Genomic DNA, 17,873 nt, shown 5'->3' on the forward strand with positions numbered 1-17,873 from the left:
CACAGTACCATTTGGCGATAAAAATTGTTTATCCCCTGTATATCTTGCCAAATTTCAGACGGCATTCTAAAGTAAAGGCCGTCTGAACATTTTTGAAAGCCCGTTATGTTTTTCGTATTGTCGCCCGCCAAAAACCTGAATGAAAAAGACCCGGCTCCGGTATCGCAATACACCCAACCCGCGCTGATTCAAGAAGCCGAACAACTGATGGCCGAGCTGCGCCGGCTGGCACCCCAGGATTTAGCCGCGCTGATGCATGTATCCGACAAAATCGCGCTACTTAATGCCGAGCGCAATGCCGCCTGGCAAACCCCTTTCACACCCGAAAATGCCAAACAGGCAGTTTATCTGTTTAACGGCGATGTCTATGAAGGCATCGATGCCCAAAGCCTGCCCGAGCAAGGCGTGCAATATCTGCAAAACCATGTGCGCCTGCTCTCCGGCCTCTACGGCCTGCTGCGCCCGCTCGATTTGATGCAGCCCTACCGCCTCGAAATGGGCACGCCGTTTGCCAATGCGCGCGGCAAAAATCTGTATGAATTTTGGGGCGGCCGCATCACCGACCTGCTCAATCAAACCCTTGCCGAAGCCGGCAGCGATACCTTAATCAACCTCGCCTCGCAAGAATATTTCAAATCGGTGGATACCCAAAAGCTCCAAGCCCGCCTGATTACGCCGGTGTTTAAAGATGAAAAAAAAGGCCGATACAAAATCATCAGTTTCTACGCCAAAAAAGCGCGCGGCCTGATGGTGCGCTATGCCGCCGACCACAACATCAGCGAGCCTGAAGCGCTCAAAAATTTTGATTACGAAGGCTATGCATTCAATGAAGCCGCGTCATCAGAAAACGAGTGGGTGTTTTTGCGCGCCGAACAGCAAAAATAAACGATGCCAATAAAAACAAAATATTAAAACCAATCACAGGCAAACTGCTTGGCAAAAGCAGCAATTTAAGCTAATATGCCCGTCTTCAAGAAACGGAAGCGTGGCAGAGCGGTTTAATGCAACGGTCTTGAAAACCGTCGAGGGTTGATAGCCCTCCGTGAGTTCGAATCTCACCGCTTCCGCCAATTCTTGAACTGGTTTCATACCCATTCATAAAACAAACCGGCCGGGCAGCACCACACAGTCGGGTTATTTTGATGAAGCGGTATAAAAAAACAGGAAGCGTGGCAGAGCGGTTTAATGCAACGGTCTTGAAAACCGTCGAGGGTTGATAGCCCTCCGTGAGTTCGAATCTCACCGCTTCCGCCAAACATGAAAACCCGCCGGCAAAACGGCGGGTTTTCTTTATTCAAATATACCGCAGCAAATATGCCGCAGTATGTTATAGTGAAATGGAGAAAAAAGTGCTGCGGCGTTGCGGCGCCTTGTCGTACTAACCGTATTGTCTGCGGCTCGCTGCCTGGTATCACTTCTTTCTTTATTCCACTATATATTTGAAAAATCACGTGTATTTCAAGCCTGCTTTATGACCGAACCAGACTACACTTTTACCCGTGCCGATGCCGCTGATCTGCCCGCCATCGTTGCCATCTACAACAGTACCATCCCTTCCCGCCGGGTAACCGGCGAACGGGAGCCGGTCAGTGTTGAAAGCCGCCGGGCGTGGTTTGAAAGCCACCAACGGCCGCACCGCCCGATTATTGCCGCCAAAAACAACAATGGCGAAGTGGCCGCATGGGCCAGTTTCAATGATTTCTATGCGCCGCACGATTATGATATTTTTGCCGAAATCAGCATTTATGTGCATGAAAACCATCGCGGCAGCGGCTTGGGCGCACAGCTGCTCCAACACATGGAAAGCATCGCCCCCGAGCTGGGCATCCGCAGCATCATGGCCATGATTTTTGCCCACAATCCGCCCAGCATTACCCTGTTTGAACGCGCAGGCTACACCCTTTGGGGCAGACTGCCGAAAGTGGCCGACATGGACGGCCTGCTTGCCGATATTGTGATTTACGGCAAAGCCTTATAAGGCAGTTAACATTGATGAATACCCCGCACCCCTCATCCGATAACCAATTACGCAAAAACGCTGCTGTGGCGGTGTTTGCACTTTCCCTGCTTATCAATCTGGCAGCAGCAGCTTTGTTCAACAGCCACAGCTTGGCGGCGTCGGCGGGCGCTGTGGCGGCGCTGCTGCTCAATGCCGTGCTGGCGGCCGCGCTGCTGCGTTTGTTCAAACTGATTCATTTTGATGCCGACCGGCCTGAATTGGTGGTGCAACGTTGTGTGCTGCTGGCAGTATTGGCGGCCATCACCGCCACACCGGCAGCGCTTTTAGCCGCGTGGCTGGCGGCAGATTTGCTTTGCGCGCCCATCATCCAGCTTGCCGTTTTGGCGCTTGCCTATGTTTTTATCCGCAGGCTTGCCCGGCAACGGCTGGCTTGATGACTTTACACCCCGTCCGATGCGGCTTTTTCCGTTAAAAAATCCACCACCACGCCGATACGCCGCGCTTTTTGGCTGTGCTGCGGATAATAAAGATACACGGCCGGATAGCGCTGCCAATAATCCTGCAACACGGGAATAAAATCTTCACGGTCGGGCAACAGCCGCCATGTTAAATCGAAAATGCGCCCGATACCCAAGCCCTTTCTCACGGCATCATTCATCACTTCAATATCGTTAACCATGACCGAAACCGGCATATCCACCGTCAAATCCTGCCCTTTATCATCCAACACCAGCGGCAATATCCGGTTGGCGGTGATAAAGCGGTAGCCGATCAGACGGTGATTGCTCAATTCGGCAGGCGTTTGCGGCAAACCGTATTGCGCCCGATAATCCGCAGACACATACAAACCCTGCATCACCGGCTCGCTCAGCCGCCGCGCCACCATATTTTCACCCACCGTATCACCGAAACGAATACCCAAATCAAAGCCTTGCTCGATAATGTCCACCGTGCCGTCGTTTACCGAGATTTCCAGCTGCACATGCGGATAGCGGCGGCAAAATTCAGCATAATGCGGCCGGATAATGCTTTGAAAGGCAAACCGCGGCACAGTCATTCGCACGCTGCCGGCAGGGTTGCCGCCCAAATCCTGCACGCTTTCTACTGCCGAAACCAATGATTGCACAACATTTGCCGTACGCTCCTGCAACAGCCTGCCCGCTTCGGTCAACTCGATTTTGCGGGTGGTGCGGTGAAACAGTGGCAGGCCGATATGGGTTTCCAGCAGTTTCAGCGATTTGCTGACCGAAGGCGCTGTGGTTTCCAGCCTGCGGGCCGCACCCGAAATACTGCCCTCGGCAACAATCGCCTGAAATACCGTTAATTGGCCGTAAATGGCGCTGTTCATAACCGCTCCTATTCTTCACTTTTACGAAAAAGTGTTTTATCCGATCTTCATCTAAACACCGTTCACCGGCTTGTTATACTATGCACCAACACATTTATCAAGAAACGGGCTGAGCGGCGGCATGCATTTCATGCCCGCTGTTATGCCCATGGTTTGTCAACAAGCAAAGGAACGCCATGAAACCGCAACTCCTCTTAGCCGCCGCCCTGCTGACCTGCTCCGGCCTCGCCGCTGCTGCCCGGCCGGCTTATTATGTGGCCGAATTCCAGCCCGCCGGAAACGAGAGCATCCGCCCCTACAGCGCCGCAGTCGAAAACACCTTCAAGCCCTACGGCGGCCGCTTTATCGTGCGCGGCGGCGAAGCCGATGTGAAAGAAGGCTTCGGTGTGCAGGGGCGCCTGGTGATGATTAAATTCGACAGCCTCGCCCAAGCGCAGGCTTGGTATCAATCGCCCGCATATCAGCAAATCATCCCCATCCGCCAACGCGCCGGCAATTCGCGCACGTATATTGTGGAAGGTTTGGAAGAATAAATCTCAGGCCGTCTGAAAGCTTTCAGACGGCCTGATTATTTCCATAACAGAAAAAATGTTTATACCGGATGCCCTCTAAAAACCGCCTGCGCGCTCCGCTATACTCTGCCCTATAGCAACACTTTTTCTTTAGGAACAAAATCATGAGCAAAGCATTAATCGTATGCGGCCACCCGAATCTGCACCAATCCACCGCCAATCAAACCATTATCGAAACCTTGCGGCAAACACTGGGCGACACCGCGCACATCCGCCTGTTGGGCGAACTTTACCCCGACTCTCAAATCAACGTTGCCGCCGAGCAGGCCGCGCTGCTGGATGCCGATGTAGTAGTGTGGCAGTTTCCCTTTTATTGGTACAGCCTGCCTGCACTGATGAAAAAATACCTCGATGACGTTTATCTGCACGGCTTTGCCTATGGCAGCAACGGTACCGCATTGGCAGGAAAAAAGCTGATTGTCTCGTTTACCGCCGGCGCCCCTGCCGCCGCCTATCAATACGGCGAAGCCATGAATTATCCGGTAGAAGATTTTCTGCCGCCCTTACGCCAGAGCGCAGTGATGTGCAGCATGGATTGGCAGCCGCCGGTATATTCAACCGACATTATGTATGTGCCCGGTGTCAGCAGCGAAGCCGACCGTGAAGCCGTCGAACACAAAGCCCGTGCGCATGCCGGCCGGCTGGCGGCGCAAATCCGCACCTTAATCAATCAAGAGGCCGCCGCATGAAACGATTAAAAACCCTGATAAGCGCCGCCGCACTGTCCGCCGCCGTTGCCGCGCAAGCCGCGCCCGTGGTGAACTTGTTTGAGCTGGGCGTGCAACCGGGCAGGCCGGCCGAATATAACAAGGTAGGCGAAAACAATATCCGCCAATCGATTAACGGCGAGCCGGGCACACTGGTGATGCATGCTTTGCGCCATGCCGATGATGCAAATCTGGCCTATATGTTTGAAATCTATGCCGATGAATCCGCCTATCAAGCGCACTTAAAATCGCCGCAATATCAGCATTTTTTACAACAATCGCCGCACATTCTCACCGAACACAAAAAACGCATCGGCTTGGTGCCGCAATTTCTCGGCGAAAAAACCGCTCCCTTGCGCTTAACGGAAAACATGCAGGTAAACCTGGTTACCGTTACGCTCAAACCCGAAGCCGCCGCCGCATTTGCCGCTGTGGTTTTGCCTGAAATGGCGCAGTCGCTCAAAGTGGAAGACGGCGTATTGGCAATGTATGCCGCCACCGATCAGGCCGAGCCGCTGAAATGGTATTTTCTGGAAATCTATGCCGATGCCCAAGCGTATCAGCAACACCGCAACACGCCGCATTTTCAAGATTATCTCGCCCGCACGGCAGACATGAGCACAGACAAAGCCTTTATCCCGATTAAGGCCGTGATGCTGGCGAACAAAGGCGGGCTGATGTTTCATAGTGATTCACAAAAATAACCCAAGCGGCGTTGGCCCGCCTGATTAACTTACTGTTGTGAATGAATATAATTTCAGACGGCCTTACCGCAGTAAGCGCTGTAGCCGAAACTTCAAACTGTTTGAAAGGAGCATAAGATGCCGATTAACCGACGCAATCTGATTAAAGCCGGGCTGGCGCTGGCCGTTCCCGGCGCCGCTCTGGTGGCCGCAGGCGCCTCCGATACGCCGCCCGATACCCGAAACACACCCGCACCACAAACAGACACACAGGAAAAAAACGCCGTGAAAAAAACCCTTGCCTATGTTTCCCACCCCTACCCCGAGCGCTCCGTGATGACCAAAGGCCTGCAACAGGCTGCCGAAAGTATTAGCGGCGTTACCGTACGCAATCTGGAAACCCTCTATGGTTTCGACACCCGCGCCATCGATGCGCAACAAGAATACGAGCTGACCCGGCAGCACGAACGCATCGTGTTTATGTTTCCCACCCACTGGTTCAATATTCCGCCGATGATGAAAGCTTATCTGAACGATGTATGGGGCAGCGTGGGGCCGGGCTTGTGGCAGGGCAAAGAAATGCTGCTGGTTACCACTGCCGCCGGCGGCGACAGCACCTACGGCCCATCCGGGCGTATCGGCATACCGCTGGCCGATGTGTTTGCACCGATGAAAGCCAGCGCCGCCCACACCGGCATGATTTACCTGCCGCCGCTGGCGTTTCAAAATGTGAGCGCATCACGATTGCCGCAATATCAGCAGCAACTGATTGAACGTTTGAGCCGGTAAACCGCCAAAGGAGTATACAATGAACGACCAACGCAACCCGCACACCCGTTTAAGCCGCCGCCGTTTTTTACTGGCCTCCTCGCTCATCGGCGCCGGCGTGGCGCTCAGCCCGCTGGTCATGTGCGCACCACGCAACCGCAGCACCACAACAACCGGCAATGCCGCGCCGCAGGGGCAGGCAGCCGCCTTCGATTTCAACCGCCGCACCGTCAGATTAAACGACGGCCGCGACATGCCGATTATCGGCATCGGCATGTTTACCCTGAGCAATGCAGAAGCCGAAAGCGCCACGCGCCATGCCTTGCAAAACGGCTACCGGCTGATCGACACCGCCCACATCTACGGCAACGAAGCCGCCGTCGGGCGCGCCGTCAAAGCCTCCGGCATACCGCGTGAAGAAATCTTTATCACCAGCAAATTATGGATGAACGATTTCCCCAATGCCGCTGCCGAAATCGACAACATGCTGCAACGGCTCGATACCGGCTATATCGATTTACTGCTGCTGCACCACCCCGCCCCGCACGACCAAGCAGCCTACCGGGCCATGGAGCAGGCCGTAAAAGCCGGCAAAGTGAAATCCATCGGCTTATCGAATTATTACGAAAAAGAATTCACACAAATCATGCAAACCGCCACCATTCCCCCCGCAGTGGTGCAAAACGAAACCCATCCGTATAACCAATGGAAAAACCTCAAACCCTTCTTTGCCCGCTACGGCACAGTGCTCGAATCATGGTATCCGCTGGGCGGACGCGACCGTTACGGGCGCGGCGGCAAAGACACACTGTTTGCCGACCCGACCATCGTTGCGCTGGCACAGAAACACGGCAAAACACCGCCGCAAATCCTGTTGCGCTGGCATCTGCAAGATGGCAACATCGCCATTCCCGGCTCCGCCAACCCCGCCCATATCCGCGAAAATATCGATATTTTCGATTTTGCCCTGAGCGATGAAGACATGGCCGCCATCAGCAAGCTCGACAAACAACAGCGGTTTTCCACATTCTAAAAAAGCCGAGATTTTTGCAAATGCCCGCTGAAACCGCCTCGCAACCTGATTCCGACTGATGAAGCATTTTCAAGCTGAAAAGCCCTCTACTAAACACTAGGGTGCCCTGAATGTGTCGATTTGCGGGTGTATTTTGCCCCTGAAAACGCATCTGCCGCGTTAAAAAGCCTCGCAAGATGCCCAATCTTGCTGCGTTTTTTGCCTGGCATCTGCATTTTCAGGAACAAAAATCCCTCCATAAATGACACATCAGGACACCCTAAAGGCCGTCTGAAAATAAATTTCAGACGGCCTTTAGGGTTTACCGATACTGCCTATCCGATTATACCCATGCCCAAAATACGGATGGCCATATCACCATAATGTTGGTTCTCCAACAACAAATCTTAATATATTTCAAATAAAATTGATTTTTATTGACAAAAAAACCATCTCACATTAACATTTCGCGCATCAACAGGAATGATTATTAATAATCCTTATTTAATTTGTATTAATAGTGATGCGGAGTAGAAATGAAGAAAACCATACTGGCTGTTTTAATCAGCAACGTATTTGCGGTATCGGCTTGGGCCGATACTGAAACACCGACAACAAATTTGGAAGAAGTAACGGTTGTCGGCGACCGCCAAGGCGCGAAAGTGCGCACCAATGTCGTGACGCTGCAAGCAAAAGACGAAAGCACGGCCACCGATTTGCGCGGCTTGTTGGAAGAAGAGCCCGCCATTGATTTCGGCGGCGGCAACGGCACTTCGCAATTCCTGACCATTCGCGGCATGGGGCAAAACTCTGTTGATATCAAAGTGGATAACGCCTATTCCGACAGCCAATTTTTGTATCACCAAGGCCGCTTTATTATTGACCCCGCATTGGTGAAAATCGTATCGGTACAAAAAGGTGCAGGTTCGGCCAGCGCCGGTATCGGTGCCACCAACGGCGCGATTATTACCAAAACAGTTGATGCTTTAGACTTGCTCAAAGATTTGGATAAAAACTGGGGCGTGCGCCTCAATAGCGGCTATTCCAGCAACGACGGCCGCATTTACGGCGCCAGCGTGTTCGGCCGCGCCGGCAATTTCGACGGCTTGCTCTCTTACAGCCGCAACAATGAAGACGATTACAAACCGGGCAAGGATTTTACCAATTACAACGGCGGCAAAACCGTACCCTACAGCGGCTTGGACAAACGCAGCTATTTGGCCAAACTGGGCGCAACCTTCGGCAACCACCGACTGGTATTGAGCCGCATGCAAGACCAACACCGTGGCGACCGTTTGGTGCGTGAAGAATTTGCCGTTACCGACAATCCCCGTCTGAGCCTGGCACGCCAATCACCGGCTTACCGTGAAACTACGTTGGAAAACAACAACCTGGAGTGGACAGCCACCGATTTGGGCTTTGTTGAAAAACTGACTGCCAACGCTTATCTGATGAAAAACAAGCGCTATTCCGCCGATGACAGCGGCAACGGTTATGCAGGCGGTATTGCCGGCCCAACCACCACCACCATCACCACCAAAGGCGCCAATGTCGGCCTCGACAGCCGCCTCGGCGAGCATACCCTGTTGAAATACGGCATCAACTACCGTCATCAAGAAATCGAACCGCATGCTTTCCTCAGCACTGCTTACACACTGACCAATCCGAAAAAAGCCGACTCCGGCGTGTATGTGGAAGCGATTAACAACATCGGCGATTTTACCCTCACCACCGGTTTGCGTTACGACCACTTTAATTTGAAAACCCATGACGGCAAATCGGTATCGGATGGCGCAGTGAATCCGAGCGTCGGCGTGATTTGGCAGCCGCTCGACACACTCAGCTTCAGCGCCAGCCACAACTACGCCACCCGCAGCCCACGCCTCTATGATGCGTTGCGTACACATGGCCGAAACAATTCGATTACCTCGATTGCCGACGGCACCAAAGCCGAACGCGCACGCAATACCGAAATCGGCTTCAACTACAACAACGGCGCATTTGCCGCCAACGGCAGCTACTTCTGGCAGACCATCAAAGATGCTGTAGCGGGTCCGCAACAACGTCATGATGCCAACGGCAACCCCATTTCCGGTGTCCGTGAAATCACCAATGCCGGTTACATTAAAAACCGCGGCTACGAATTGGGCGCGTCTTACCGCACCGGCGGCCTGATTACCAAAATCGGCGTGGCACAAAGCAAACCGCGTATTTACGATACCCACCCGGAAAACCTGTTGAGCGCCAACCCCGAGTTTGCCGTACAAGTCGGCCGCACTTGGACTGCTTCCGTAGCCTACCGCTTTGCCAGACCCAATCTGGAAATCGGCTGGCAAAACCGCACGGTTCAAAAAGCCGGCGGCTCAGTATTGGTTCGTGAACGCAATGACGGCACGCTGACACCGGTTGAGCGTAAAAGCTACAACGTCAACGACATTTTTGCTAACTGGAAACCGCTGGGCAAAGACACTTTGAACGTGAATTTCTCAGTTAACAACGTGTTCAATAAGTTTTACTACCCGCACAGCCAACGCGGCGAAACCCTGCCGGGCATCGGCCGTGATTTCCGCTTAGCGGTTAATTACAAGTTTTAACCGGCAGCAGTAGGTTTTCAGCAAAACCTGCTTACCGCAGTGTAAAAAAACCTTTCAGACGGCCTCATCATATTCAAGGCCGTCTGAAAGGTTTTTTAATGCACCAGAATAATGATATTGTTGTTTTTTAAATAAAAAAGTATTCCACAAAGGCTTAAGGCGGATTATGCCCAATCACAAAAATAAACTAACGGCGTTGGCTTGCCCGGTTAGCTTATTTTTGTGAATGGGCATTATTTCTTATTTGGAAAATATTTCGGTCGCTGCCACGGTCTTATATACATCAAGCCAAATGTCTATACTGTTTGCATTCTCAGACGGATCGGCCGCCTGATATCCATATTCAAGGAGCAGACAAATGGACAATCTTCCCAAAATCGCTTTAGGCACTTGGTCGTGGGGCGCAGGCTTTGCCGGCGGCGATCAGGTATTCGGCAATCATTTGAGTGATGAGCAGATGCAGCAAGTGTTCGACACCGCCATGCAGCAGGGGCTGAACCTGTGGGATACCGCCGCTGTTTACGGCATGGGCACGTCTGAAACCGCCTTGGGCGCGCAAACCCGCCGCTATGCGCGCGAAGATTTGCTGTTGTCGACCAAATTCACCCCCAATATTGCCGACACCGCTTCCGCCACGCCGGTAGCCGATATGCTGGCCGCCAGCTGCGAGCGCTTGGGCACCGACTATATCGATGTTTACTGGGTGCACAACCCTACCGCAGTCAATACCTGGACCGAACAATTTATCCCGTTGCTCAAAAGCGGCAAAATCAAGCGTTTCGGCGTATCCAACCATAATCTTGAGCAAATCAGGCTGGTAAACGACACACTGGCGCAGGCAGACTGCAAAATTTCTGCCGTGCAAAATCACTACAGCCTGCTCTACCGCGCTTCCGAACAAGCCGGCATTCTCGATTACTGCCAGGCCAACGGCATTACCTTTTTCGCCTATATGGTGTTGGAACAAGGTGCGTTATCCGGCCGCTACAACCGCCAAAACCCCTTGCCCGAAGGCAGCGGCCGCGCTGCTACTTATAACCCTATTCTGCCGCAACTCGAAACCTTAACCGATGCCATGCATGAAATCGGCAGCCGCCACAATGCCTCCGCCGCACAAATCGCCATCGCCTGGGCAATTGCCAAAGGCACGCTGCCGCTGATCGGCGCCACCAAGCCGCACCATGTCAGCGATGCCGCCGCTGCCGCCCAAATCAGCCTGAGTGCCGAAGAAATGAGCGTGCTCGAAACCTTGGCTGCCGATGCCGGTGTCGACACCAAAGGCGCGTGGGAACAGACGATGGCGTAAGCGTTTCCAGGGTATCCTAGGGTATCCTAGCAAAGGACGGCGCGGCAGATAAAATGTAGCCCGCCAACCGGTTTTCATACCCATCCATCAGATACAACTATAGATTGATTTGGAGAATCAGGCAAAAAACACCGAGAAACAGGATAATGCACCCGACTGCCTGCGGCGTATCATACTTTTAATAATTCAACAGCAGGCAGCCGCAATGGCGCTGCATTTTTTCACGTTTTAAAGGTATGGATGATCATGAATATTTCATTTTCCAATCAAGTGGCATTGGTTACCGGAGCTGCTTCCGGTTTGGGTTTGGCAACCGCCAAAGCATTTGCAGAAGCCGGTGCGGCAGTGGCAATGGCCGACTGGAACGAAGATGCCGTGCGGGCGGCTGCGGCAGAATTGGCGGCACAAGGCCACCGCACGCTGGCGATTCGCTGCGATGTTTCCCAAGATGCCGAAGTGCAGGCTATGGTGGCGCAAACGGTGGCCGAATTCGGGCGGCTGGATGCGGCATACAACAATGCCGGTGTTCAAAACGTGCTGGCGGATACTGCCGACACCAGTGCCGAAGATTATGACCGCGTTACCGGTGTCAATCTGCGCGGCATTTGGAGCTGCATGAAATTTGAATTGCAACAGATGCGCCGGCAAGGCAGTGGCGCGATTGTGAACTGCTCGTCGTTGGGTGGCCTGGTCGGTGGTGCGCAACGCGGCATTTATCACGCTGCCAAACACGGTGTGTTGGGCTTTACCAAAAGCGCTGCGCTGGAATACGCCGAACAAGGCATTCGCATCAACGCCGTATGCCCCGGCCTGATTTGGACGGCGATGGCGGAGCAGATGGTAGCAGGCGGCCAGCAAGCCGCGCTGGATGCAATACTGGAAAACGTGCCGATGCGCCGCCACGGCCGGCCGGAAGAAATAGCCGCCACGGTGCTGTGGCTGTGCAGCGATGCAGCCGGCTACATCACCGGCCAATCGATTTCTGTAGACGGCGGTTTGATTATGCGCTAACCGCTCAGCCATCGCCCTTTCAGGCCGTCTGAATATGATTGCCGGCAAAATCAGGCAATATTCGTGAACAAGACTGCATGTTTTCAGACGGCCTGCTTGTGATGATGCCGGCGTCTCTATTTATCTGATAAGGAGCCTGTTGTGAACGATTTTAACCATTCTTTTTCCCGCCGCAGATTCGTGCAATACGGCTTGGCTGCCGGCGCAGGCATGCTGTTGAACGCTGCCAAGGCGCAGACGGTTAGCGGGGGTCATGCATCTGCCGCCCCGGTTTACCGCCCGATCACCGCCAAAGGTTATGCCGCGTTTGACAACTCCGGCAAACTCGCCCCATGGATATTTGAGCGCCGTGCAGTGGGTGATAACGATATTTTGATTGACGTGAAATACGCCAGTATCTGCCATTCCGACATCCATCAAATGAAAGGCGATTGGGGGCAGCAGCAATATCCGCAAGTGCCCGGCCATGAGATTGCAGGCATTGTGGCCGCCGTGGGCAAAAATGTGACCAAATTCAAAGTAGGCGACCGCGCCGGCGTGGGCTGCATGGTAGACAGCTGCATGCGTTGCGAAAGCTGCCTCGCCGGGCTGGAACAACATTGCGACAACAACGCCACTGTGTTTACCTACGGCTACCCCGACCCAACCTCGCCCTCCGGCATCACCCAGGGCGGTTATTCCACCAACATCGTGGTGCGCGACCATTTCGCCGTACACATTCCCGACAGCATCAAGCTGGAAGAAGCTGCGCCGTTGCTGTGTGCCGGCATCACCACGTATTCTCCGCTGATGAAAGCCGATATCAAACCCGGCGACAAAGTCGGCGTGGTCGGTATCGGCGGCTTGGGGCATCTGGCGGTGAAACTGGCCGCGGCAAAAGGCGCAGAAGTGTATGCCTTTACCACTTCTCCGGAAAAAGTACGCGATATCAGGCGCTTTGGTGTCAAAGAAGTGATTGTGGTCGATAATCTAGACAAATTGCAGCCGTATAAAGGCCGGTTGGATTACATGATTGCCACCGTGCCGGTGCAATTTGATGTTGCCGCTTATGCCGCCACTGTCAAACCTTACGGCAGCTTCACGCTGGTGGGGATGCCTGATGCGTTTAATATCACACTGAGTAATATTGCTCTGTCGCAATCGCGCGTCAACTTCAACGCCTCGCTTATCGGCGGCATTCCGGAAACGCAGGAAGTGGTGAATTATTGCGCTGCCAACAATATCCGCCCCACGATCCAAATGATCAGCGCGGCACAAATCAACGATGCCTGGGAAAATGTGGTCAACAAAAAAGCGCGCTACCGCTATGTGATTGATGCCGCCACTTTTTAATAAAAAACGTTATGCCCTTTATTCAAACAAGCCCGCAAGCCGTGCCAACACAGCCTGGTTGTTTTTTTGAACGGGTATGGCTTTGTGAAACAGCTCATGATGCTGTGGCCTGCAAACGGTGAATATCTTGGGCAGGCGGTGCGCCGAAATGGCGGCGGTATTCGCGCGAAAACTGGCTGGCGCTTTCGTAACCGACACTGAAGGCGGCACCGCCTGCATCACATTCGCCGCTCAGCATCAAACGCCGGGCTTCTTGCAGGCGCAATTGTTTCTGAAATTGCAGCGGTGTGATGCCGGTTACACTGCGGAAATGAGCATGAAAGCTGGAAAGGCTCATTTGTACATATTCAGCCAGGGCTTGCACGGATAAAGGGCGGCTGAAGTTGTGGCGCAGCCATTCGGTTGCGCGGCGGATACGGTAGCTTTGGCTGCCGCTCAATGCGGCTTGAAACAAAATGGCCGCAGCGGGCAATTGCAGCAGCCAATAATGAATTTCGCGGCGGATCAGCGGCGCGAGTATCGGGCAGGCGTCCGGGCGGTCGAGGAGAGCAAGCAGGCGGCGAAAGGCATCGCTAAGCTCGGGCGTGGTGTCGGCCAGTGCAACATGGCTTTGTTCGCCGATACTTGGCGGTTGCAAATGGTGTTCGCTGATCAGGTGGCTGATTTCATCGAGATCAAGGCGGAAAATCACACCCAAATAAGGCTGCTCGGCGCTGGCGGTAACGATACTGGAAGTAATCGGCATGTTGGCAGCGGCAAGATTGATGTGGCCGGCACGAAGCTGCATGCGGCGGTTGTCGGCCAACACATTTTTTTCACCTTGCAACACCAGTGCGCAAAACGGCGTTTCGATGCAGGTTTCCGGTTTGGTGGGCGCAGAAAAACGGTAAGGTGTTACATCTGCCAGCAAGCGGTGCGGCGGATAATCGGTGGTGCCGGGCATGATATCAACGGCGTGGCGTGCTGCCAGTTTGAATAAAGTATCCATCCTATTTCCTTTTCTTTTCAGACGGCATAAGATTAGGCAAACTTTTCCATCAGACAACCTTTGCCTAATCGGCTGAATCATCAAGCTGCAAGCAAACTAAAAGTGAAGCCGCCTACATTTTTTCAGATAGATATCAAACAGGTATGATTGAAAACACCTTACCCTTTGATAATAAGCATCACCCATCAAGCTTGCCTAAAATTTCAGATGATTCTACGCTGCCTTTGCAAGCGCACCAAGCAAAAAAACATTTTTTCAGACAATCAGGCAAAAATTGGCGAGAAATAGGCTAATGGCCGTCTGAATAACCGAGATACACTTTAAGCAACAACAGATTCAAATAAAATTATTCACACTATCTTCCAACCCGCCGTTTAACTTTCAAAGGATACCGCCATGAAACCTTATGCTTTGCTGATTGCCCTCGCCGCATCCGCCCCGACTGTGTTGTCAGCCGCCGCAACGGAGCCGGTGCAAACCGTTACCCGCGCTGCCGCACAGCAATCCTTCGCCGGCCCCGAGCAATATTTCACCGGCAATGTGCGTGTGGATATGCTGTTTGACCCGAATGAACACAATCACGAATCCGGCGCTTATGTTACCTTTCAGCCCGGCGCACGTTCGGCCTGGCATACCCACCCGAAAGGGCAGCGGTTGGTTGTGACCGCCGGAAGCGGCTATACTCAGGAATGGGGAAAACCGAAGCAGGCCATCGGCCCCGGCGATGTGGTTTGGTGCCCGCCCGGCGTGAAACATTGGCATGGCGCCGCACCCGGCAGCAGCATGACCCACCTCGCCCTCACCGCCAGCGATGAACACGGTAAAAACGTTGAGTGGCTGGAAAAAGTGAGCGATGCCCAATATCACAGCCATTAAAAGTGAAACAAACCCAGCAATAGGCTCGGCGGGCAGATAAACCTGTCGATACCGTTACCGGATGCCACAATCAGGAGATTGAAATGAACAGCCACCCTTTTGCGCAAATGTTTGCCCTTGGCGAAAAAAACGATGCCTACGCCCAATATTTCACCGGTCAGAGCTATCTTGCCAATCTTGCCGACGGTGATGCACCCGCCCACAACGTTACCTTCGAGCCGGGCTGCCGCAACCATTGGCATATCCATCACGGCCAGCGCCAACTGCTGATCTGCACCGCCGGGCGCGGCTGGTATCAAGAAGCGGGCAAGCCCGCGCAAGCCATGGTTCCCGGCGTGGTCATCGATATTCCCGCCGATGTCAAACATTGGCACGGCGCGGCAAAAGACAGCTGGTTTTCCCACATCGCCATCATGGTGCCGCAAGCCGGCGCCCACACCGAATGGTGCGCAGCGGTTACCGAGGAAGAATATGCCGCTGTTGAACATGCTTGATGACACCCGTTTGATCACGCCCAAGAAAGGAAAGCCGATGCCCCTCACCAAACCGCTCATCACACTTGCCTGCCTGTTTGCACTTACCGCGTGCGCACAAACGGCCGCTGCGCCCGCGATTCAGGCAACAGAAATCAGTAGCCGTAGCACAGGAGCCACCATGTTGACCACCCGCCAACAAGACCTCGCCCTCATCGGCAAATACACTGCCCGGGGCGACCAAACCGCACTTGCCGCCGCGCTCAATCAGGCGCTGGATAACGGCCTGAGCGTCAACGAAGCCAAAGATGCGTTAGTGCAGCTGTATGCTTATTGCGGCTTTCCCCGCAGCCTCAATGCGCTGACCACCCTGATGAACGTCACAAACAGCCGCAAGGCGCAAGGTATTGCCACCCGCGAAGGCCGCACCGCCACGCCCTTGCCTGCCGATACCGATATCTTGCACAAAGGCACGCAAACCCAAACCGAGCTGGTCGGCCAGCCCGTGAGCGGTGCGCTGTTCGACTTCGCCCCCGATGCCGACCGCTACCTGAAAACCCATCTTTTCGGCGACATCTTCGCCAGCGACCTGCTCAACTGGCAGGAGCGCGAAATCATCACCATCGCCGCACTGGCGAATATCAACGGCGTGGAATCTCAATTAAACGCCCACAAAGCCATCGGCAAACACAACGGCCTCACAGACGAACAACTGCAAGCCATTGAAGCGCTGTAACCGGCGCTGCTGCCGATATCCGAAAGCCTGTTTGATGCCCATTTATGTCTAACCGGGTATCAAACAGGCTTTTTTATCGGGCGGATTATTGCCTTTATGGAAAATATCTTTACAACAAAAGCAGCCTACACTTCATCCAGCAAGCCGTTTAAACTGCATCTTGTCGAAACGGATACCCCCTTTGCACTCCGTTTCAGTTTTAATTTTATCTTCCACACTCAGGAGCAAAAAATGAACAACCCTGCTTTATTTGTCGCCGAATTTGAAATTTCCGATGCCGAAGGCATGACCCCCTACCTCACCCAAATCGGCGCAACACTTGAGCCGTTCGGCGGCCGTTTGGTTTCCCTCGACCACAATGTGGTATCGTTGGAAGGCGACACCGTTAAAGGCGGCATGGCCGTGATTGCATTCGACGATATGGAAAAAGCACAAGCCTGGTACCACTCGGCCGCTTACCAAGCCATTATCCCCATCCGCCAAAAAGCCGCGCGCACCCGTGCCTATATTATCGACGGCTTGGCGCAGTAATCGGCCAACAACTTCAGGCCGTCTGAACACCGCAGGCACAACTTGTTTTTCAGACGGCCTCATCTATCCCTATCCACACACAGGAGCCCTATTATGAACACGCCAAACAAACCCGTATTATTCGTTGTCACCAGCCAAGAGGTAAAAGGCGACACCGGCATTCCCACCGGCTTCAACCTGGCCGAAGTTACCCACCCGCTGGAAAAACTGCAACAAGCCGGCATTGAAGTAGAATTTGCCTCCATCAAAGGCGGCGCCGCACCGCTGGACGGTTTGGAAGACATGAACGACCCGGTCAACAAACATTACTGGGCCGATGAAAATTTCCGCCATGCCATCGCCCACACCTTGCGCATCGACGATATCGACCCCGGCCGCTACGCCGCGATTTTCTTTGCCGGCGGCCACGGCACCATGTGGGATTTTCCCGACAATGCCGCTGCGCAAAAAGCCATCCGCGAAATCTATGAAGCCGGCGGCATCGTTTCCGCCGTATGCCACGGCCCTGCAGCGCTGGTAAACGCACGCCTTTCAGACGGCAGCCTGCTGGTCGCCGGTAAAAACGTGGCCGCGTTTACCGATGCGGAAGAGGAAGAAGTGCAATCCACCGATGTGGTGCCGTTTTTGCTCGCCTCTACCCTGAACGAACGCGGCGCACATCATCAGGATTCGCCGAACTGGTCCGACAAAGTGGTAGCAGACGGCCGCCTGATTACCGGCCAAAACCCGCAATCCGCCGCCAGCTTGGGCGAAGTGCTGCGGGATGCGTTAAACGGCCGATAAACAGCAAAACCTCAGGCCGTCTGAACACTGCCGGTTATGTTTCAGACGGCCTGGGTTTCAGACGGCCTATTTTCTCTTCACAAAACGTTAGCTGCCGATAAAGCCGCCGCAAACCCGCCTACCTGTATTTTTAAGCATACCATTTGCACAAACTTCAACCCGCCGGCTTGCTTTTGTGAATAGAATTTATCCT

The 17,873-nt window shown here is 53.7% G+C and carries 20 protein-coding genes and 2 tRNA genes; 20 read left to right on the plus strand and 2 right to left on the minus strand.

Annotated features, from left to right (window positions below):
- Positions 1 to 105 precede the first annotated feature (105 nt).
- The 5 genes from yaaA (at position 106) to LVJ83_RS08770 (ending at position 2,394) form a co-directional block, all read left to right on the plus strand.
- A complete protein-coding gene (yaaA, locus tag LVJ83_RS08750) occupies positions 106 to 885 on the plus strand; it encodes a peroxide stress protein YaaA (RefSeq protein ID WP_244784134.1) in 780 nt (259 codons plus the stop codon).
- A gap of 94 nt (positions 886 to 979) precedes the next feature.
- Positions 980 to 1,070: transfer RNA gene (locus LVJ83_RS08755), tRNA-Ser, on the plus strand.
- 93 nt (positions 1,071 to 1,163) lie between these two features.
- Positions 1,164 to 1,254: transfer RNA gene (locus LVJ83_RS08760), tRNA-Ser, on the plus strand.
- Between the two features lie 217 nt (positions 1,255 to 1,471).
- The gene (locus LVJ83_RS08765) at positions 1,472 to 1,978 is read left to right on the plus strand and encodes a GNAT family N-acetyltransferase (protein ID WP_244784135.1); all 507 of its coding nucleotides are present in this window, start codon (positions 1,472 to 1,474) and stop codon (positions 1,976 to 1,978) included.
- Positions 1,979 to 1,992: 14 nt separating this feature from the next.
- The gene (locus LVJ83_RS08770) at positions 1,993 to 2,394 is read left to right on the plus strand and encodes a hypothetical protein (protein ID WP_244784136.1); all 402 of its coding nucleotides are present in this window, start codon (positions 1,993 to 1,995) and stop codon (positions 2,392 to 2,394) included.
- A gap of 5 nt (positions 2,395 to 2,399) precedes the next feature.
- Here LVJ83_RS08770 and LVJ83_RS08775 read toward each other — a convergent pair whose 3' ends face one another.
- A complete protein-coding gene (locus LVJ83_RS08775) occupies positions 2,400 to 3,308 on the minus strand; it encodes a LysR family transcriptional regulator (RefSeq protein ID WP_244784137.1) in 909 nt (302 codons plus the stop codon).
- A 176-nt stretch (positions 3,309 to 3,484) separates the two neighbouring features.
- Between LVJ83_RS08775 and LVJ83_RS08780 the strand changes: the two genes are divergently transcribed.
- From LVJ83_RS08780 to LVJ83_RS08820, 9 genes are all read left to right on the plus strand, one after another.
- Complete coding sequence (locus LVJ83_RS08780) at positions 3,485 to 3,841, plus strand: DUF1330 domain-containing protein (RefSeq protein WP_244784138.1); 357 nt, start codon at positions 3,485 to 3,487, stop codon at positions 3,839 to 3,841.
- 143 nt (positions 3,842 to 3,984) lie between these two features.
- On the plus strand, positions 3,985 to 4,569 hold the full coding sequence (locus LVJ83_RS08785) for an NAD(P)H-dependent oxidoreductase (protein ID WP_244784139.1): 585 nt from the start codon (positions 3,985 to 3,987) through the stop codon (positions 4,567 to 4,569).
- On the plus strand, positions 4,566 to 5,291 hold the full coding sequence (locus LVJ83_RS08790; RefSeq protein WP_244784140.1) for a putative quinol monooxygenase: 726 nt from the start codon (positions 4,566 to 4,568) through the stop codon (positions 5,289 to 5,291). Before LVJ83_RS08785 ends, LVJ83_RS08790 begins: the two co-directional genes overlap by 4 nt.
- A 117-nt stretch (positions 5,292 to 5,408) precedes the next feature.
- Positions 5,409 to 6,059 (plus strand): NAD(P)H-dependent oxidoreductase, encoded by a 651-nt coding sequence (locus LVJ83_RS08795; protein WP_244784141.1) that lies wholly within the window; start codon positions 5,409 to 5,411, stop codon positions 6,057 to 6,059.
- A gap of 19 nt (positions 6,060 to 6,078) precedes the next feature.
- Positions 6,079 to 7,071 carry an aldo/keto reductase gene (locus LVJ83_RS08800; protein ID WP_244784142.1) on the plus strand — a complete coding sequence of 331 codons (993 nt, stop codon included), beginning with the start codon at positions 6,079 to 6,081 and terminating at the stop codon, positions 7,069 to 7,071.
- Between the two features lie 515 nt (positions 7,072 to 7,586).
- Complete coding sequence (locus LVJ83_RS08805) at positions 7,587 to 9,644, plus strand: TonB-dependent siderophore receptor (RefSeq protein WP_244784143.1); 2,058 nt, start codon at positions 7,587 to 7,589, stop codon at positions 9,642 to 9,644.
- A gap of 358 nt (positions 9,645 to 10,002) precedes the next feature.
- Entirely contained in the window at positions 10,003 to 10,950 is a 948-nt protein-coding gene (locus tag LVJ83_RS08810; RefSeq protein ID WP_244784144.1) for an aldo/keto reductase, read from the plus strand.
- 246 nt (positions 10,951 to 11,196) lie between these two features.
- Positions 11,197 to 11,961, plus strand: coding sequence for an SDR family oxidoreductase (locus LVJ83_RS08815; protein ID WP_034616152.1), 765 nt, complete (start codon positions 11,197 to 11,199; stop codon positions 11,959 to 11,961).
- 141 nt (positions 11,962 to 12,102) lie between these two features.
- Entirely contained in the window at positions 12,103 to 13,293 is a 1,191-nt protein-coding gene (locus LVJ83_RS08820; RefSeq protein WP_244784145.1) for an NAD(P)-dependent alcohol dehydrogenase, read from the plus strand.
- 94 nt (positions 13,294 to 13,387) lie between these two features.
- On the opposite strand, the gene LVJ83_RS08825 is transcribed toward LVJ83_RS08820, so the two are convergent.
- On the minus strand, positions 13,388 to 14,281 hold the full coding sequence (locus LVJ83_RS08825) for an AraC family transcriptional regulator (protein ID WP_244784146.1): 894 nt from the start codon (positions 14,279 to 14,281) through the stop codon (positions 13,388 to 13,390).
- Between the two features lie 143 nt (positions 14,282 to 14,424).
- Here LVJ83_RS08825 and LVJ83_RS08830 point away from each other — a divergent pair, with 143 nt between their 5' ends.
- The 6 genes from LVJ83_RS08830 (at position 14,425) to LVJ83_RS08855 (ending at position 17,680) form a co-directional block, all read left to right on the plus strand.
- Entirely contained in the window at positions 14,425 to 14,574 is a 150-nt protein-coding gene (locus LVJ83_RS08830) for a hypothetical protein (protein WP_244784147.1), read from the plus strand.
- Positions 14,575 to 14,677: 103 nt separating this feature from the next.
- Positions 14,678 to 15,157, plus strand: a complete 480-nt coding sequence (locus tag LVJ83_RS08835; protein WP_244784148.1) for a (R)-mandelonitrile lyase — start codon at positions 14,678 to 14,680, stop codon at positions 15,155 to 15,157.
- Between the two features lie 83 nt (positions 15,158 to 15,240).
- Positions 15,241 to 15,651, plus strand: a complete 411-nt coding sequence (locus LVJ83_RS08840) for a cupin domain-containing protein (protein WP_244784149.1) — start codon at positions 15,241 to 15,243, stop codon at positions 15,649 to 15,651.
- Positions 15,652 to 15,688: 37 nt separating this feature from the next.
- Positions 15,689 to 16,366, plus strand: a complete 678-nt coding sequence (locus LVJ83_RS08845; protein WP_244784150.1) for a carboxymuconolactone decarboxylase family protein — start codon at positions 15,689 to 15,691, stop codon at positions 16,364 to 16,366.
- Between the two features lie 231 nt (positions 16,367 to 16,597).
- Positions 16,598 to 16,897, plus strand: a complete 300-nt coding sequence (locus LVJ83_RS08850) for a DUF1330 domain-containing protein (protein WP_034616138.1) — start codon at positions 16,598 to 16,600, stop codon at positions 16,895 to 16,897.
- Positions 16,898 to 16,990: 93 nt separating this feature from the next.
- Positions 16,991 to 17,680 (plus strand): type 1 glutamine amidotransferase domain-containing protein, encoded by a 690-nt coding sequence (locus tag LVJ83_RS08855; protein ID WP_244784151.1) that lies wholly within the window; start codon positions 16,991 to 16,993, stop codon positions 17,678 to 17,680.
- The last annotated feature ends 193 nt before the right edge of the window (positions 17,681 to 17,873 follow it).

Source organism: Uruburuella testudinis, from assembly GCF_022870865.1.
Taxonomy (GTDB): domain Bacteria; phylum Pseudomonadota; class Gammaproteobacteria; order Burkholderiales; family Neisseriaceae; genus Neisseria; species Neisseria testudinis.

Excerpts from the sequence above, each read along its gene's own strand:
- yaaA (WP_244784134.1), top strand. The coding sequence starts at position 106 with ATGTTTTTCGTATTGTCGCCCGCCAAAAACCTGAATGAAAAAGACCCG.
- LVJ83_RS08765 (WP_244784135.1), top strand. The coding sequence starts at position 1,472 with ATGACCGAACCAGACTACACTTTTACCCGTGCCGATGCCGCTGATCTG.
- LVJ83_RS08770 (WP_244784136.1), top strand. The coding sequence starts at position 1,993 with ATGAATACCCCGCACCCCTCATCCGATAACCAATTACGCAAAAACGCT.
- LVJ83_RS08775 (WP_244784137.1), bottom strand. The coding sequence starts at position 3,308 with ATGAACAGCGCCATTTACGGCCAATTAACGGTATTTCAGGCGATTGTT.
- LVJ83_RS08780 (WP_244784138.1), top strand. The coding sequence starts at position 3,485 with ATGAAACCGCAACTCCTCTTAGCCGCCGCCCTGCTGACCTGCTCCGGC.
- LVJ83_RS08785 (WP_244784139.1), top strand. The coding sequence starts at position 3,985 with ATGAGCAAAGCATTAATCGTATGCGGCCACCCGAATCTGCACCAATCC.
- LVJ83_RS08790 (WP_244784140.1), top strand. The coding sequence starts at position 4,566 with ATGAAACGATTAAAAACCCTGATAAGCGCCGCCGCACTGTCCGCCGCC.
- LVJ83_RS08795 (WP_244784141.1), top strand. The coding sequence starts at position 5,409 with ATGCCGATTAACCGACGCAATCTGATTAAAGCCGGGCTGGCGCTGGCC.
- LVJ83_RS08800 (WP_244784142.1), top strand. The coding sequence starts at position 6,079 with ATGAACGACCAACGCAACCCGCACACCCGTTTAAGCCGCCGCCGTTTT.
- LVJ83_RS08805 (WP_244784143.1), top strand. The coding sequence starts at position 7,587 with ATGAAGAAAACCATACTGGCTGTTTTAATCAGCAACGTATTTGCGGTA.
- LVJ83_RS08810 (WP_244784144.1), top strand. The coding sequence starts at position 10,003 with ATGGACAATCTTCCCAAAATCGCTTTAGGCACTTGGTCGTGGGGCGCA.
- LVJ83_RS08815 (WP_034616152.1), top strand. The coding sequence starts at position 11,197 with ATGAATATTTCATTTTCCAATCAAGTGGCATTGGTTACCGGAGCTGCT.
- LVJ83_RS08825 (WP_244784146.1), bottom strand. The coding sequence starts at position 14,281 with ATGGATACTTTATTCAAACTGGCAGCACGCCACGCCGTTGATATCATG.
- LVJ83_RS08830 (WP_244784147.1), top strand. The coding sequence starts at position 14,425 with ATGATTGAAAACACCTTACCCTTTGATAATAAGCATCACCCATCAAGC.
- LVJ83_RS08835 (WP_244784148.1), top strand. The coding sequence starts at position 14,678 with ATGAAACCTTATGCTTTGCTGATTGCCCTCGCCGCATCCGCCCCGACT.
- LVJ83_RS08840 (WP_244784149.1), top strand. The coding sequence starts at position 15,241 with ATGAACAGCCACCCTTTTGCGCAAATGTTTGCCCTTGGCGAAAAAAAC.
- LVJ83_RS08845 (WP_244784150.1), top strand. The coding sequence starts at position 15,689 with ATGCCCCTCACCAAACCGCTCATCACACTTGCCTGCCTGTTTGCACTT.
- LVJ83_RS08850 (WP_034616138.1), top strand. The coding sequence starts at position 16,598 with ATGAACAACCCTGCTTTATTTGTCGCCGAATTTGAAATTTCCGATGCC.
- LVJ83_RS08855 (WP_244784151.1), top strand. The coding sequence starts at position 16,991 with ATGAACACGCCAAACAAACCCGTATTATTCGTTGTCACCAGCCAAGAG.